Origin of the sequence: Bacteroides sp. D20 (genome assembly GCF_003436255.1) — a bacterium.
GTDB lineage: Bacteria > Bacteroidota > Bacteroidia > Bacteroidales > Bacteroidaceae > Bacteroides > Bacteroides uniformis.
This window is the reverse complement of the sequence record NZ_QSOO01000011.1, coordinates 37,535-53,109: the sequence shown is the minus strand read 5'-3', so window position 1 is coordinate 53,109 and position 15,575 is coordinate 37,535. Positions and strand designations below refer to the sequence as shown.

The following is a 15,575-nucleotide window of genomic DNA, read 5'->3' as shown; positions in this document are numbered from 1 at the left end:
TAGATTTCTATAAAAGTAACTTTTTTATAAGAACAAAACAAGCGAAAGTTGCGATTTTCACTACTCCTTGTCAGATAAAAAACTTATCTTTGCGATTGAAACAATCTCTTGTTAATGATATGAAATACACATCATATTCTTATCCTTCAGGCAGGGCGGAAGTGGCTGCATTTGTTGTGACCGGCGGAGTGACGGAATACCATGTGATGATACATGCCACTGACCCGAAACAGACCTATCGTGAACAGATGAATGTCGTGTTGGATGCGTATGCCGCTTTACTGAAAAAAGAACTGTCCGGAGCCGTGGCGGTTTTTAAAAGATACTTCCTGAGTGATGCCGCCAACCAAGCGGAACTGTTGCTTGCCGCTACGGCGGAAAGCTCCGATTGCGCGCTGTCTGTGGTGGAACAGCCTCCGCTGGATGGTACCAAGATTGCTTTGTGGGCCTATCTGCAGACCGATGTGCAGACACGAGTGCTGCCGAACGGACTGTATGAAGTGAAACACGGTGTTTACCGCCAGCTCTGGATGGGAGGCAGCTTCAACCGTGCCGCCAATTCGGAATACCAGATGCGTCTTTTGCTCAACGACTATGCCATGCAACTGATGGAGGAAGGGTGTACTCTGGCCGACAATTGCCTGCGTACCTGGATATTTGTGCAGAATGTGGATTGCAATTATGCCGGTGTAGTCAAGGCACGCAATGAGATGTTCGTCACCCAGAACTTGACGGAGAACACGCACTATATTGCCAGTACCGGTATCGGTGGGCGTCATGCCGATCCGAAAGCATTGGTGATGCTTGACGCTTTTGCTGTAGCGGGATTAAAGCCCGGACAAATCAAATATCTCTATGCCCGCACACACCTGAACCCCACTTATGAGTATGGAGTCAGTTTCGAACGGGGAACGGCGGTGGATTACGACGACCGTCGGCAAGTACTCATTTCCGGTACGGCGAGTATCAACAACCGTGGGGAAGTGATGTATGCCGGAGATGTACACCGTCAGACAGAACGGATGTGGGAGAATGTGGAGGCTCTGCTGAAGGAGGCTGACTGCGGCTTTGGAGATGTAGGGCATATCATTGTCTATCTGCGTGATATTGCGGACTATGCTGTAGTGAAAGAGATGTTTGACAAGCGTTTTCCCGATACGCCGAGAGTGATTACGCTGGCTCCCGTCTGTCGTCCGGGCTGGCTGGTGGAAATGGAGTGTATGGCGGTGAAGAAAATCTCTGATTAAAAATATTATCTTTGGTTAATTGAATATTAGGCTGACAGTTGGTAAACGCCTACCTTTGTTGAAATTCTAATGTATAAGGATGAAAACACGTATCTTGTTTTTCTGTATCAGTTGCCTTCTTTGGGCAAGTTGTGAAAATTCCAGACAGAATTATGTGATTGAAGGAACGTTGCCGTCGGTGAAATACGACGGGGAATGGATATACCTCGTGCCGATGGAGAATGCGCCGGGGCGGGTGGATTCTGTAAAGATAACCAATGCCTCTTTTTCTTTTTCCGGACAAGGGGAGGAGATGAGGGTGTTGCGTCTGCGCCATCTGCTGCGTATCTACATCCAGGAACTGCTGGTGGTGACGGAGCCGGGAACCATACATGTGAAGGCCGACTCTGTCGGCTCGGTAACGGGCACTCCACAAAATGATGCCCTTCAGAAATGGAAAGAGGGGAGGGAAAAGACGCAAGAGGCTTACCATTTCATCCGGATGGGATTACGGAATGCCACCGGAAAAGATTCACTGCATCTGACACAGATACGTGACAGTCTGAGGATGCAGGAGCAGGAAACGAACTTTCTGTTTTTGAAAGAGCAGGGAAACAATACGTTGGGGACATTCATGCGGAAGATGGTGCGTGGCTCCTTGACGGAAGAACAACAAAAACTGTTGGATGAAAGCTTGCAGAAGGAAATACATTGAATGGGGAGCGGCAGGAATCGGTGCTTTGGCGTTGTTTCTTTTTTTCTTCCGGATATTGCCCTATCATCTGTTCCATCGGGAGCAGACACAGCTCTTTTTGCTTGCCACCGAACCATTGGCCGGGTATCTGCGGCATCCGGCGGCTCTGGCACGTCTGTCAGGAGATTTCCTCACTCAATTCTTTTATTACGAAGGGGGTGGCCCGACCATAATGGCTGTCGTGCTGTTGCTTTGGGGAGTGGTGGTGTTTCGTTTGTTGGCTCCGTACATGGGACGTTGGGCGTGGATTCCTACGGTGTTGGCGGTGGCTTGGGAGGCAGGAAGGCAATGCGGATTGAGTTATCCGCTTTCCGGCACAATCGCTTTAACCGGTATCGGAGGTGTTTTGTTGTTGTGCCGTAGCTGCATGCGACGTTCGTGGAAGTCGGGCTTACCGGTAAGCATATTGGCGGTATTGTCCGGCTATTGGCTGTTTGGCTGTGGCGATTGGTCGTCACGATGGTACAATATGCCCGATTTAGGGCGGGAATATCTTTTGGCGTTGGATTCGGAAATGTATTTCGGCCGTTCGGAAAAAGTACGGAAACTGTTGGTGGAGGGTGAATACCGCTCTCCGTTCACTGCCTATTATTATAATTTGCTGAATGCACAGCAGAACCGGCTTCCCGACCGGCTGATGGATGGTTATCAACCGGCTTCGCAAGGGCTGTTTCTGCCTGTGGCTCCCCATTCTACCTACCTCACTATTTATGCAGCCAATGAAGTCTGGTTTGCGTTGGGAGATATGACGATGGCTGAACATGCCGCCATTCTGGGAATGATTTTTTCTCCGCACCACACCGGGGCAAGAGCTGTCAAGCGTTTGGCGGAAATCAACCTGGTGAACGGTGATGAGGCGGCGGCTATGAAATATCTTCGTCTCCTGCAAAAGACAATGTGTTACCGTGATTGGGCAGAACGACGTATTCCCGGAAAACAGACGGCCGAAGTCTGCCAATGGCTGGAACGGAAGCGGTTGTTGTTGCCTGCAACGGATACTTTGCGTTCTTCTGCCGACATTCCGCTTTCACTTCGTCATCTGTTGCGTAACAATCCTGATAATACGTTGGCATGCGATTACCTTCTCTGCTTTGATTTGCTGAATAAGGATATTGGGGCTTTCGCCGGAGATTATCGGGAGTTTGCTGCAAAGAAGTTTCCTTCCAGATTGTATGCCGAAGGTTTACTTATCTATCTTGCCGGGAAAAAGGCTTCGTTGGATGAAGTGGAAAAATGGAATATACCGCCTCAAGTATTGGATGAATTTGGCGATTATACCCGACTGTACGAGGCGAATGGTGGTAATGGTGCCCCTTTGCAAGCCAAATACGGAAAAACATATTGGTTTTATTTCCACTATGCTACGATGAAAAAGGGGAAGTGATTTATGATGAACATAGATATGAAATATATACAAGTTGTTGTGGGGCTGTTACTGTGCTACTGCCTATATGCTTGCAGTCCCCGTCCGGAGTCTGTACAGCCTGCAGACCGGTTATTGATGCTCTATCCGGAATATCAGGATGTAACCATTCCCTACAATGTGGCTCCTTTGAATTTCCTTGTGCGGAATGAAGGGGTGGATGCGGTATGCGTGAGTGTAAAGGGAGCATCGGACAGCTTGGAGATAAATGCGCGCGGGAACAAGGCGATATTCCCCTTGAAAGCTTGGCGTGCATTGCTTGAAGCGGAGAAGGAACATACTTTGGAAGTAACTGTTACTGCCCGTACCGACGGCCGCTGGCTGCGCTATCCTTCCTTTGCATGGCAGGTAGTGGCGGACAAGCTTGACGCCTATGTCAGTTACCGTCTGATAGAGCCCGGTTATGAGGTATGGAATACCTTGCAGATACGTGAACGTTGTATTGAGAATTTCGAAGAGCGTATTTTGGCGGATAACAGTCAGACAGACGGCAAGTGCATGAACTGTCATGTGCACGGAGGAAATAGTGGCAACCTTTCGATGTTCCATCTTCGGGGTGAGGGAGGGGGGACTGTCCTGAACCGTGACGGCAAGCTCCGTAAGCTTGCCTTGAAGAATGAACAGATGATATCTGCGGCTGTCTACGGGGATTTCCATCCTGACGGGCGGTATGGTGTGTTCTCGTCTAATGTGATTATTCCCATGTTCCATACGGAAAGTAACCGCCGTCTGGAAGTTTACGATACCGTCTCCGATTTGGCTGTCGCCGATTTTGACGGAAACCGGATGATTCTATCTCCGCTTACGGCGGATTCCACCGTATTGGAAACTTTTCCCACATTCTCTGCCGATGGGAAATGGATATATTACTGCTCAGCTCCGACTGTGCCATTGCCGGACAGCGTACAGCAATTACGCTATTCGCTTTGCCGCATTGCGTTCGATGCCAATCACGGCGCATGGGGTGACCGCGTGGATACCCTTTGGAATGCCCGGCTGGAGAAAGGCTCCGTGTGTCATCCGAAAGCCTCACCGGACGGACGCTACCTGCTTTATACCGTTGCTGATTATGGAACATTCCCCATTTGGCACCGGGAGACGGAATTGCAGCTGATGGATTTGCAGACGGGCGCCATCGACTCCCTGCCAATGGTCAACTCCAGCCGTTCGGACACTTATCACAGTTGGTCGTCAGGCAGCCGTTGGTTTGCCTTTGCCAGCAAGCGGGGTGACGGGCAGTACGGGCGGGTTTATTTTGCCTATCTGGATGCTGAAGGGAAGGCGCATAAGCCTTTTGTGCTACCCCAGTCGGACCCTGAAAAAGACGATTTGACATTGAAATCCTACAATATTCCCGATTTGTCGGCTACTCCCGTTCCTTTTGATGCTTCTTCCATCAAGCGGATAAACCGGCAACTGAAGGCTGAGGAATTCAAATGACAAGACATACAGAGAGTACCAAATTGTAAATAATAAATTGTAAATAGTAAATGTTCTTATTTCTGAAAAAGACTTGGAAGATAGGGTTGTCGATACTTTTTGGCGTAGCGGTGCTTCTCTTTTGGGGAAGCGTATATCCGGCCCATATTTCCTATCAGGAGCAGTTCCAGCTTTTCTTGTTCGATGCCGACTACTGGTGGGAACGGATAGTGGTTCCCGGTGGGTTGGCCGATTATATCGCTGAGTATCTGACGCAGTTCTATTATCACGTGTGGGCGGGAGCTTGTATTCTGGCTTTTTTGTACGTGTTGTTGCAACGGTTGGTTTGGAAACTGGCGAAGGAGCAGGGTGCGGCTGATGTGTATTATCCGCTGAGTTTTCTGCCCATCATTGTCTTGTGGCATTTCATGGGTGATGAAAATGCGATGCTGTCATTGGTGGTGGCTCTGCTGTTAGCATTGTCTGCATCCTGCTGGTATGCGGATTTGAAAGGGAAGTGGCAGCGTGTGGCATACATTCTGATAGTCCTTCCGCTGCTTTACTGGACAGCGGGTGCGGCACACTTCATCTTTATGGGCTGGGTGATTGTACGCGAGTTCCGGTTGAATCTTAAAGGTAAGAATTTCTGGGGTGGTGTCGGAGTGTTCTGGGGTGTAGGATTGTGGGGTATCGGTTGTCCGCTATTGGCAAGCATGTGGGTACAATTCCCCATTTACCGTCTGATGGGTGGTATAGGATATTACCGTTTCCCGGCAGTGATTCCCTGGATAGAGATAGGGCTTGCCGTATTACTGGTTGTTCTCCCCTTCCTGCTGTCCGCTTTGCCCGCTTTGAAGAAGAAGCCGGTATTTTATGGAGTTCTGCAAGTGGTGGCGGTAACATTGTTCGGCTATTACTACGTGGCGGCCGGTTGCGATATGGATAAAGAGGAAGCGATGGAGTATGACCAGCTGGTACGTAATAAACAATGGCAGGAGATTATAGAAAAGGCAGAAGAGAAGTCACCGGTTTCACCTTTCGGCGTGACCTGCCTGAATCTTGCTTTGGGAAAGACGGGACAGATGGGCGACCGTATGTTCGAGTTTTACCAGAACGGGACGGAAGGGCTGCTGCCGGAGTTTCAGCGTGATTTTACTTCTCCGTTGCCCACCAGTGAGGCATACTATCATTTGGGTATGGTCAATACGGCACAGCGTTTCACTTTTGAGGCGATGGAGGCCATACCTAACTTCAACAAGAGTGGCCGTTGCTTCAAGCGTCTGGCAGAGACGAACCTGATAAACGGGCAATACGAAGTGGCAGCCAAGTACCTGCGTTTGTTGAGGAAGACAATCTTCTACAGGGATTGGGCAGAGGATGCCATGACCTATCTGTATAATGAGGAAAAAATCAATGCCCACAAGGAGTGGGGTTGGTTAAGGCAGATACGCTATACGGAAGACTTCTTGTTCAGCAGCCAGGAAACGGACATCATGCTGGGGCTGCTTTACCAGCACAACCACCGGAACCGGATGGCATTTGAGTATATGCTGGCCTATGTCCTGCAGCAACGTGATTTGGAACGTTTCATGAAGTACTATCCGCTGGGTAAGCATGCCGGCTACGACCATATTCCCCGCAGCTATCAAGAGGCGTTGATATATGTATGGACACAGACGCACAAGAACTTCCAGGGTATGCCGTGGAGCATTTCGCCCCAAGTGGTGCGGGATGTAACGGAATTTGCGCGGATATATACCTCGCAGCAGAATGCCCGGCAGATGTTGGAGGCGCGTTTCGGCAGTACATACTGGAATTATTTGCTACTAAGAAAGTAAAATGAAAAAGATGAAGAATATAGCTGTTTGCATAATGGCTGCATGGTGGTTTGCCGCTTGCGGCAATCCGGTGACTTCCCCGGAAAGGGTGGATGAATGGCCGGATATCTATCCCGACTATATCGGTGTGACTATTCCTGCAACCATTGCTCCTATGAATTTCAATTGTATTGGTGGAGCGTACGAACGTGTGGATGTGACCGTGACCGGAGGAAAGTCCGGAGAGATGCACGTAAATGATAAAATAGTATCATTTCCGCAAGATGCATGGCAAGAGCTTTTGGAGGAGAACAAGGGTGATAGCCTTCTGTTTACGGTATGTATCCGGAAAGACGGCGAGTGGAAACAGTACCGCTCTTTTCCCATGTATGTCAGTCCGTATCCTATAGATTATGGGGTGGTATACCGCAAGCTGGCTCCCGGATATGAAGTTTATAGCAAGATGGGCATTTATGAGCGTGACCTTGCTTCGTTCGAGGAGCGTCCCTTGCTGGAGAATACCATGGTGCCGGGCATGTGCCTGAATTGTCATGCTTTCAACAAAACAAATCCGGACCATCTGAGCCTGCATATCCGTGGAAAGAACGGAGGGACCTTGATGCAGATAGACGGGAAGCGCGAAATGCTGGATACGAAAACGGATTCCACTCTCTCTGCGGGTGTATACCCCTATTGGCATCCAAGCGGAAAATTCATTGCCTATTCCGTCAACAATACGCGCCAGTCTTTCCATGCGGTGAAGGATGAGCGTGTGGAAGTGCTCGACTTGGAATCGGATGTACTGATCTATCATCCCGAGACACATGAATTACTGCTCTCTCCCTTGCTTCAGAAGAAGGAAGTCTTCGAAACCTTTCCAGTATTTTCACCGGACGGACGCAAACTGTATTTCTGTGCTGCGGAGGCCAAGCCGATACCGGCAGAATATAAGGAAATACGTTATAGCTTGTGTAGTATAGATTTCAATCCGGAAGACGGGACATTTGGCGAAACGATAGATACGCTGGTCAATGCGGCAGCTATGAAGAAAAGCATCTCCTTCCCGAGGCCCTCGTACGACGGTGAGTATATCATGTTTACTTTGTCGGATTACGGGAATTTCTCAATTTGGCATAAAGAAGCCGATTTATGGCTGTTGGATTTGAAGGATGGCGGTATGCGTCCCATAAAGGAGGTGAACAGCGATGATACGGAAAGTTTCCATAACTGGAGCAGTAACTCCCGATGGTTTGTGTTCAGTAGCCGCAGGGGAGATGGGCTTTATACCCGTCTGTATCTGGCAAGTATGGATGAGAATGGGGTGGTGGGCAAGCCTTTCCTGCTTCCTCAGGAAAATCCTTGGGAGTATTACGACCGTCTGGTCTACTCGTACAATGTTCCCGATTTTACAAGCGAACCGGTGAAGCTGGAACGCCGGAAAGTGGAACGGGGAATTGTCTCGCGGAAGCGCGTTCCGGTGAAAGTTAGATGATACGTTTTTTATATTCTGTTTTTTAATACAGTAAAGGGATAAAATTGTATCATTTTCTCTTGGTGCAATCCGCTATCTTTGTGCCAGGAATTAGTGTTACCAATAACAATACCAGATTGAAAAACATGGATATGAGAAAAGTAAAATTTGCTATGATGATTCTGGCGGCAAGTCTGTTGACCGCCTGCGGTTCTTCCAAGAAAGAACAGAGTGTGAATGAAGAGACGGCTGCTGCGCGTACGCAGGAAACGGAGAACTTACTGGCTAACTTGAAAAAAATCCCTTCCAAAGGTATCATGCTCGGCCATCATGACGATACGGTATATGGTATCGGCTGGGAAGGTGAGGAAGGCCGTTCGGATGTGAAAAGCGTGTGTGGCGACTATCCGGCTGTTATCAGCTTTGATTTGGGAGAGCTGGAACTTGGGAATGCCGCCAATCTGGATAAGGTTCCCTTCGATAAAATCAGGAAAGAGATAATCAATCAGTATCAGCGGGGCGGCATGGTTTCGCTCAGTTGGCATGCGCGCAATCCCAAGACGGGCGGTGATGCCTGGGATGTATCGGATACGACGGTGGTGAAGTCCATCTTGCCTGGTGGCGAGAATCACCAGAAATTTGCCGGCTGGTTGGGAGGAGTGGCCGATTTCCTTCATTCGTTGAAGACGGCGGACGGCGTGAAGATACCCGTACTTTTCCGTCCCTGGCACGAACACAGCGGCAGCTGGTTCTGGTGGGGCGAAAAACTGTGTACCCCTGAAGAGTATAAGGCATTGTGGCACATGACAGTGGATACTCTGCAGGCCAAAGGAGTGGACAATGCACTTTATGCTTACTCTCCGGGCACGGAACCCAAGGACACGACGGAATATTTGAAGAAGTATCCGGGCGATGAGTTGATAGACGTTATCGGTTTCGATACCTATCAGTTCGATCGGGATGCCTATCTTGCCGGGATGGATAGGGCACTTTCCATTATCAACAGTGTAGGGAAAGCACACAATAAGGTGATTGCTGTGACCGAAACCGGTTACGAAGGAATTCCCGATGCCAAATGGTGGACTGGTACTCTGCTGCCTGCGTTGGAGAAATATCCGCTTGCCTATGTGCTGGTGTGGCGCAATGCCCGTGAAAAGGTGACCCATTACTATGCCCCCTATCCGGGACAGACATCTGCGGAGGATTTTGTGGAGTTCTATAACAATCCCAAGACGCTGTTTGCAGCTGATGTAAATCTGTATCAATAAACAAACAATCAATATAACAGACATGGAAGCTTTTAAAGAAAAGGTAGAGAGGCTCTTTCAGAAACACGAAGAGTTGATTACGAGAAAGAATGTGGCCGTGGAAGACGGCAATGACATATTCACCCGCTATAAATATCCGGTAGTGACGGCTGCTCATACACCTGTATTCTGGCGGTATGATTTGGATGAGAAGTCCAACCCGTACCTGATGGAACGTATCGGTATGAATGCGACCATGAATTCGGGGGCCATTAAGTGGAATGGCAAGTATCTGATGGTGGTACGTGTAGAGGGCGCTGACCGTAAGTCGTTCTTTGCCGTAGCCGAGAGTCCCAACGGCATTGATAATTTCCGGTTCTGGGATTATCCCATCACCATGCCCGAAGACGCGATTCCGGCAACGAATGTATACGACATGCGCCTCACGGCTCATGAGGACGGCTGGATTTACGGTATCTTCTGCGCCGAACGCCACGACGACAATGCGCCTGCCGGTGATTTGTCCTCGGCTACGGCTACAGCTGCCATTGCCCGCACCAAGGATTTGAAGAACTGGGAACGCCTGCCCGACCTGAAGACCAGGAGTCAGCAGCGCAACGTGGTGCTGCACCCGGAGTTTGTAGATGGCAAGTATGCCCTCTATACCCGTCCGCAGGATGGCTTTATTGATGCCGGCAGCGGTGGTGGTATCGGCTGGGCGCTGGTGGACGACATAACCCATGCCGAGGTGAAGGAAGAGAAGATTATCGACCGGCGCTACTATCACACCATCAAGGAGGTGAAGAATGGTGAAGGTCCGCATCCCATCAAGACTCCGAAAGGCTGGTTGCATCTGGCTCATGGTGTCCGCGGTTGTGCCGCCGGATTGCGTTATGTGCTTTATATGTACATGACTTCCCTGGAAGACCCGACGAAACTGATTGCCACTCCCGGTGGGGCCTTTATGGTACCCGAGGGTGAGGAGCGTATAGGTGACGTAAGCAATGTACTTTTCACCAACGGCTGGATTGCCGACGAAGACGGAACAGTATTCATCTACTACGCTTCTTCCGACACGCGGATGCATGTGGCTACCTCTACCATTGATAAGCTGGTGGACTATTGCATGAATACGCCTGCTGACGGCTTGTCTTCATCAGCTTCGGTAGAAACGTTGAAGAAGCTGATAGACAAGAATTTGCAGATAATGAAATAATAAAAATACAACATACTATGGCAACACTAAAAGAGAAAATCGGTTATGGTTTTGGGGATATGTCTTCCTCTATGTTCTGGAAAATATTCTCCTATTACTTACCGTTCTTCTATTCGAATATTTTTGGTTTGAGCTTGGCTGATGCAGGATTGCTGATGCTGGTGACACGTATTTGGGATGCAGTGTCCGATCCGATGATGGGAGTCATTGCAGACCGTACTCATACGCGTTGGGGTAAATACCGTCCTTATTTGTTGTGGATTGCAGCTCCTTTTGCCATTGCCGGGATTTTACTTTTTACAACGCCCGACATGGGGACAACGGGTAAGCTGGTATGGGCTTATGTCACTTACATCCTGATGATGACGGTATATACGGCAATCAATGTACCATACGGGGCTATGTTGGGAGTAATGACTGATGATTCGAACACAAAAACGGTTTTCTCTTCTTACCGTATGTTTTTTGCATACGGAGGTAGTTTTATCGCTTTGGGAGCATGGGAGCCATTGTGTAATTGGTTTAAATCAATGGACTATAGCAATGCTTCCAGTTGGCAATATGCCATGGTATGCATTGCCACGCTCTGCTTTTTGGGTTTTCTGTTTTGCTTTAGCATGACGCGCGAGCATGTCAAGAGTGTGGCGTCCGAATCCATCGGTAAGGATGTGAAGTCACTGGTGCGCAATTCGCCTTGGTGGATATTGAATGGTGCGGCGTTGTTGTCGAATTTCTTCAATACGGTACGCGGAGCTACTGCCGCCTACTTCTTCAAGGACTATATCAGTGCCAATGCATTCCTCGATTTCGGGGTGTTCAATCTGGTATTGTATGCCGGCTTGTTCCTGATGGTGGGTGAAGTGTGTAATATGATTGGTGTGGCGCTGGCTGTGCCTCTGTCCATGAAGTTTGGAAAGAAGTCCACTTATATCATTTCGCTCGTGTGCCTGGTAGTGCTCAGCGTGCTCTTCTTCTTTGTGCCGAATGACGGGCTGGGATGGTGGCTGATGATGATTTTCCAGGTGCTTATCTCCATCTGCACCGGTATCGTATCTCCGTTGATTTGGAGCATGTATGCGGATGTGGCGGACTATGCCGAGCAAAAGGATGGCACATCCTCTACGGGGCTGATATTCTCTTCCGGTTCTATGGCGCAGAAGTTTGGCGGTGCATTTGCAGGCTGGGCAGTAATGGCACTGTTGGCATTCTTCGGTTACAATACCGCAGAGAATGCCGTGCAGACTCCCGAGGCGCTGGATGGCTTGAAGTATCTGATGAGCTTTATTCCTGCTGCGATAGCCGCACTTTCCATCGTTGTCGTATTCATCTATCCATTGAATAAGACGCGTATGGCAGCCATCAATGCAGACCTGAAAGAGCGCCGTGAGAACCTTCAGCAGAATAACTTATAACTCATAACTCAAAAACTTGTGGATATCAAGAAGATGAAACAGGAGATGGAGGAGGAGTTGGTCTCCAATATCCTCCCCTTCTGGATAAACAGAATGACGGATGAAGTGAACGGCGGCTTCTACGGCCGTATCACGGGTCGAGAGGAGGTGAAGCCCGAAGCTGAAAAGGGGGCCATCCTGAACGCCCGCATCTTGTGGACCTTTTCGGCTGCATACCGCTTGCTGAGGAGGCCGGAGTATCTGGAAACGGCTACGCGTGCCAAACGCACTCTTATCGACCGTTTCTACGACAATGAATTTGGCGGAGTTTACTGGTCTCTCGACTATAAAGGCAATCCGCTCGATACCAAGAAGCAGATTTACGCTTTGGGTTTCGCCATCTACGGGCTGAGTGAATATGCTCGTGCCACGGGCGATGATGAAGCGCTGGCATATGCCATCCGTTTGTTCGAGACTATCGAAGAGCATAGCTTCGACCCCGTGAAGAACGGTTATTGTGAAGCCTTGACCCGCGAATGGGGAGAGATAGCCGACATGCGCCTCAGCGCCAAGGATGAGAACGAGCGCAAGACGATGAATACCCATCTGCATATTCTGGAACCTTATACCAATCTTTTCCGCATGTGGAAGGATACCCGTCTGGAGAGGCAACTGCGCAATTTGATAGGCCTTTTCACGGAACGGATTCTGAATATCAAGACCGGTCATCTGGAATTGTTCTTCAATGATGATTGGGTTAGTAAATACCGCATTGTCTCCTATGGGCACGATATCGAAGCCTCCTGGTTGATACACGAGGCTGCCCTTGTTCTGGGCGATAAGGACCTCCTGGAGAAAGTGGAACCACTTGTAGAATACATCGCTGCCGCTGCCGATGAAGGATTGACGCCCGACGGCAGCATGATATACGAGACTTTTCTGGATAAAGGAAAGACCGATACCGACCGCCACTGGTGGGTGCAGGCCGAGAACGTAGTGGGACATGCCAACCTCTACCAGCACTTTGATGACGAAGTGGCCATGCAGAAGGCTCTCCGATGTTGGGACTTCATCAAGCAGCATCTGGTAGACTACAAGTACGGAGAATGGCATTGGAGCGTGCGTGCTGACGGCACGGTGAACACCGATGATGACAAGGCGGGATTCTGGAAATGTCCGTATCACAACGGACGTATGTGCATGGAAATTATTGAACGTTTTTCATAGGTTTTCTATCATAAGAAGATGAATAGATTGATGGTTTTGGGGATTCTTGTCTGGATGGGGATTGCGCTGCACGCGCAATCTCTTTATCCGGACTTCAGCAAGCTGAACTTCGGGTGCGACGGAAACAGCATTACCGCAGGCGAACAATGGTCTAAGACTGTAGTGGATAAACTCGGATTCGCTACACATCACAACGTGGCGGTCGGTTCTGCCACATGGGCATGCCATCCCGATACTCAGGATTATGGCAGCGAAGCTTTTGCCGGCATCTCTGGCGGTTGGCAGGTTACGGAGGATAGGCATGAGTTACAGATGCGGCACAACAACGTGTCAAAGGTGCATATCCAGAAGTTCATAGCCGAAGTGGAAAGTGGCGCTTACCCTGCGCCCGATGTCTTTGTGTTCTCTATGGGAACGAATGACCGTAACTTGGGTAGTGCCGAAGAGGCCCTTAAAGGGAAGACGCTCGATGAAGTAGATGTCAACACCATGGCGGGCGGTGCCCGTTGGTCCATTCAGACCATTCTGGAGCATTATCCCCAATGCCGCGTATTCGTGTGCACGCCGATTCAGACCGGCAACCCCGAACACAATGCACTGAATCTGCAGAAGATTGCCATCTTGCGTGAGTTGTGCCGGGCGCTTTCCGTGCAGCTGATAGACTGTTACTCCAATTGTGGTATCACCGAAAAGTTTGAGCAGCCTTCCGGTAGCGGGCGCTATCTGCGCGACGGGTTGCATCCCGACAAACCGGGGCAGGAGCTGATGGGCCGTTACATCGCGAAGGAGATACGGAACCATTTCTTTTAGTTCCGTTCTGCATATTCCGGTTGGAATAACTTATCATTTAGGGCTTGTAAAGCCCTTTTTTTGTCTGTATTCTTAATGACGAATGCCACGTCATTATTGCTGCTGCCATATGAAATCATCCGTAGGGGGATGTCCTTTAGCGCCTCCATAATCTTTGCCTCAAACCCGGCATATTCCCATTGCATGTTGCCCACCACGGAGACGATGGTCATGCGGTCTTCTACCAATACATGGGCATATTGGCGTAGTTCGGAGATGATGTTCGATAAACGAGTGCAGTCGTCTATAGCCACAGATACGTCCAGATTGGAGGATACCAGCAGGCAGAGGGGGGTACGGTACTTGGCAAAAATGTCGAAAATCTTGCTGATGAACAGATAGGGACACAGATTATGGTTCGATTCGAACTTTATGTATATGATGTGGTCCTTGGCGGCTATGGCCTTGATGATATTGTCGTCCTGCAGGTTGGAAATTAGCGTGCCTTCTGCCGACGGTTCCATAGAGTTAAGCAACCGGACGGGAATATTCCTTAGGCGTGCCGGGGCGATACAGAAGGGATGCAGTATCTTGGCACCATAGAAGGCCAGTTGTTCGGCTTCGTTGAAGCTGAGGCGTTTCACGGGGCGGGTACCTGACACCTCGCGCGGATCATTGTTGTGCATGCCATCTATGTCCGTCCATATTTGTATCTCGTCTGCTTGGAGGGCGGTGCCAATGAGGGAAGCAGTGTAATCACTGCCGCCGCGTTTCAGGTTATCTGTTTCGTTATAGGCATTCTTGCAGATGAAACCCTGAGTGATGAAGAGATTGATGCCGGGATGGCAGGCAAGCTGTTCTCGGAGTTTTTGTTCTATATATTCCAAGTCGGGTTCGTTGTCGGGGCCGGTACGCATGAAGTCGAATGCACAAAGCAGTGCATTGGGAATTTTCAGCTCGCGCAGGTAGAAATGCATCAGAGCGGTACTGATAAGTTCGCCTTGTGCCAGCACCTCCTTCTCTTCGACGGAGGTGAAAGAGTTCTTGGTAAATTTCCATAGTTGCTGGAAGCGGTCGAGGATATAATCTATTGCTTCCCGTTTCAGTTTCTCGTCGGTCAGCAACCCATTGGCAAATTCGATGAACTGGAATTCCAGCCGGGTGATGCGGTCGTGGGCTTGTTCTATTTCACGGTTGAACAAGTTGGCGGCAATCTCCTCCAGATGGTTGGTGGTGCCTGCGGTGGCAGACAGTACCACAATCTTGGGTGTTGCATCTTTAATGAGTGTTGCTACATGTTTCATTCTCTCTACGGTGCCGACGGAAGTTCCGCCGAATTTACAAACTTTCATTTCTTGTTTCTTTTTTAACAGTTTCATAATTGCATTCATCCGGATGTTCTTCCTTCCGGCTTTTCATTTCAGGTGGCCTCTTTCCAAAATGGAAGGGGGAGGCATGAGGGGCTGTCACTGGGACTAGGCCTGCATAATGCCGCTGTGGCATTGTTGTGGTGGGATATTCATATCCCGGTTGGTGGCAGGCTCTTGCCCCTTCACCTATAAAAGTTCAAAAGATATGCCGTTGGTATTTGGGAA

The 15,575-nt window shown here is 49.5% G+C and carries 12 protein-coding genes; 11 read left to right on the top strand and 1 reads right to left on the bottom strand.

What is annotated here, in order from left to right; translation table 11 throughout:
- The first annotated feature begins 119 nt into the window (after positions 1-119).
- The 11 genes from DXD78_RS12435 (at position 120) to DXD78_RS12385 (ending at position 14,001) form a co-directional block, all read left to right on the top strand.
- Positions 120-1,247: a Rid family hydrolase gene (locus DXD78_RS12435; RefSeq protein WP_034529303.1), complete on the top strand. Its 1,128-nt coding sequence runs from the start codon at positions 120-122 to the stop codon at positions 1,245-1,247.
- Between the two features lie 79 nt (positions 1,248-1,326).
- Positions 1,327-1,941: a DUF4369 domain-containing protein gene (locus DXD78_RS12430; protein ID WP_009037800.1), complete on the top strand. Its 615-nt coding sequence runs from the start codon at positions 1,327-1,329 to the stop codon at positions 1,939-1,941.
- Entirely contained in the window at positions 1,913-3,364 is a 1,452-nt protein-coding gene (locus DXD78_RS12425; protein WP_005824997.1) for a DUF6057 family protein, read from the top strand. The genes DXD78_RS12430 and DXD78_RS12425 overlap by 29 nt, the downstream gene beginning before the upstream one ends.
- Positions 3,365-3,367: 3 nt before the next feature.
- A complete protein-coding gene (locus DXD78_RS12420) occupies positions 3,368-4,843 on the top strand; it encodes a PD40 domain-containing protein (protein WP_005824996.1) in 1,476 nt (491 codons plus the stop codon).
- A 50-nt stretch (positions 4,844-4,893) separates the two neighbouring features.
- Positions 4,894-6,660: a DUF6057 family protein gene (locus DXD78_RS12415; protein ID WP_005824995.1), complete on the top strand. Its 1,767-nt coding sequence runs from the start codon at positions 4,894-4,896 to the stop codon at positions 6,658-6,660.
- A gap of 10 nt (positions 6,661-6,670) precedes the next feature.
- Entirely contained in the window at positions 6,671-8,131 is a 1,461-nt protein-coding gene (locus DXD78_RS12410; protein WP_227741004.1) for a hypothetical protein, read from the top strand.
- A 131-nt stretch (positions 8,132-8,262) separates the two neighbouring features.
- A complete protein-coding gene (locus DXD78_RS12405) occupies positions 8,263-9,378 on the top strand; it encodes a glycoside hydrolase family 26 protein (protein ID WP_009037803.1) in 1,116 nt (371 codons plus the stop codon).
- Positions 9,379-9,400: 22 nt separating this feature from the next.
- Positions 9,401-10,573: a glycosidase gene (locus DXD78_RS12400; RefSeq protein ID WP_009037804.1), complete on the top strand. Its 1,173-nt coding sequence runs from the start codon at positions 9,401-9,403 to the stop codon at positions 10,571-10,573.
- A 17-nt stretch (positions 10,574-10,590) separates the two neighbouring features.
- Complete coding sequence (locus DXD78_RS12395) at positions 10,591-11,985, top strand: MFS transporter (RefSeq protein WP_005834847.1); 1,395 nt, start codon at positions 10,591-10,593, stop codon at positions 11,983-11,985.
- 18 nt (positions 11,986-12,003) lie between these two features.
- Entirely contained in the window at positions 12,004-13,191 is a 1,188-nt protein-coding gene (locus DXD78_RS12390; RefSeq protein WP_005834850.1) for an AGE family epimerase/isomerase, read from the top strand.
- 18 nt (positions 13,192-13,209) lie between these two features.
- A complete protein-coding gene (locus DXD78_RS12385; RefSeq protein ID WP_005834852.1) occupies positions 13,210-14,001 on the top strand; it encodes an SGNH/GDSL hydrolase family protein in 792 nt (263 codons plus the stop codon).
- On the opposite strand, the gene DXD78_RS12380 is transcribed toward DXD78_RS12385, so the two are convergent.
- Positions 13,998-15,332, bottom strand: coding sequence for an aspartate kinase (locus tag DXD78_RS12380; protein ID WP_005834854.1), 1,335 nt, complete (start codon positions 15,330-15,332; stop codon positions 13,998-14,000). The two genes, DXD78_RS12385 and DXD78_RS12380, sit on opposite strands and share 4 nt — an antisense overlap.
- Positions 15,333-15,575 lie beyond the last annotated feature (243 nt).

What these genes read in the sequence shown, in the direction of transcription:
- DXD78_RS12430 (WP_009037800.1), top strand. Translation starts at nt 1,327, where the DNA reads ATGAAAACACGTATCTTGTTTTTCTGTATCAGTTGCCTTCTTTGGGCA.
- DXD78_RS12405 (WP_009037803.1), top strand. Translation starts at nt 8,263, where the DNA reads ATGAGAAAAGTAAAATTTGCTATGATGATTCTGGCGGCAAGTCTGTTG.
- DXD78_RS12400 (WP_009037804.1), top strand. Translation starts at nt 9,401, where the DNA reads ATGGAAGCTTTTAAAGAAAAGGTAGAGAGGCTCTTTCAGAAACACGAA.
- DXD78_RS12415 (WP_005824995.1), top strand. Translation starts at nt 4,894, where the DNA reads ATGTTCTTATTTCTGAAAAAGACTTGGAAGATAGGGTTGTCGATACTT.
- DXD78_RS12380 (WP_005834854.1), bottom strand. Translation starts at nt 15,332, where the DNA reads ATGAAAGTTTGTAAATTCGGCGGAACTTCCGTCGGCACCGTAGAGAGA.
- DXD78_RS12395 (WP_005834847.1), top strand. Translation starts at nt 10,591, where the DNA reads ATGGCAACACTAAAAGAGAAAATCGGTTATGGTTTTGGGGATATGTCT.
- DXD78_RS12385 (WP_005834852.1), top strand. Translation starts at nt 13,210, where the DNA reads ATGAATAGATTGATGGTTTTGGGGATTCTTGTCTGGATGGGGATTGCG.
- DXD78_RS12425 (WP_005824997.1), top strand. Translation starts at nt 1,913, where the DNA reads ATGAAAGCTTGCAGAAGGAAATACATTGAATGGGGAGCGGCAGGAATC.
- DXD78_RS12410 (WP_227741004.1), top strand. Translation starts at nt 6,671, where the DNA reads ATGAAGAATATAGCTGTTTGCATAATGGCTGCATGGTGGTTTGCCGCT.
- DXD78_RS12420 (WP_005824996.1), top strand. Translation starts at nt 3,368, where the DNA reads ATGATGAACATAGATATGAAATATATACAAGTTGTTGTGGGGCTGTTA.
- DXD78_RS12435 (WP_034529303.1), top strand. Translation starts at nt 120, where the DNA reads ATGAAATACACATCATATTCTTATCCTTCAGGCAGGGCGGAAGTGGCT.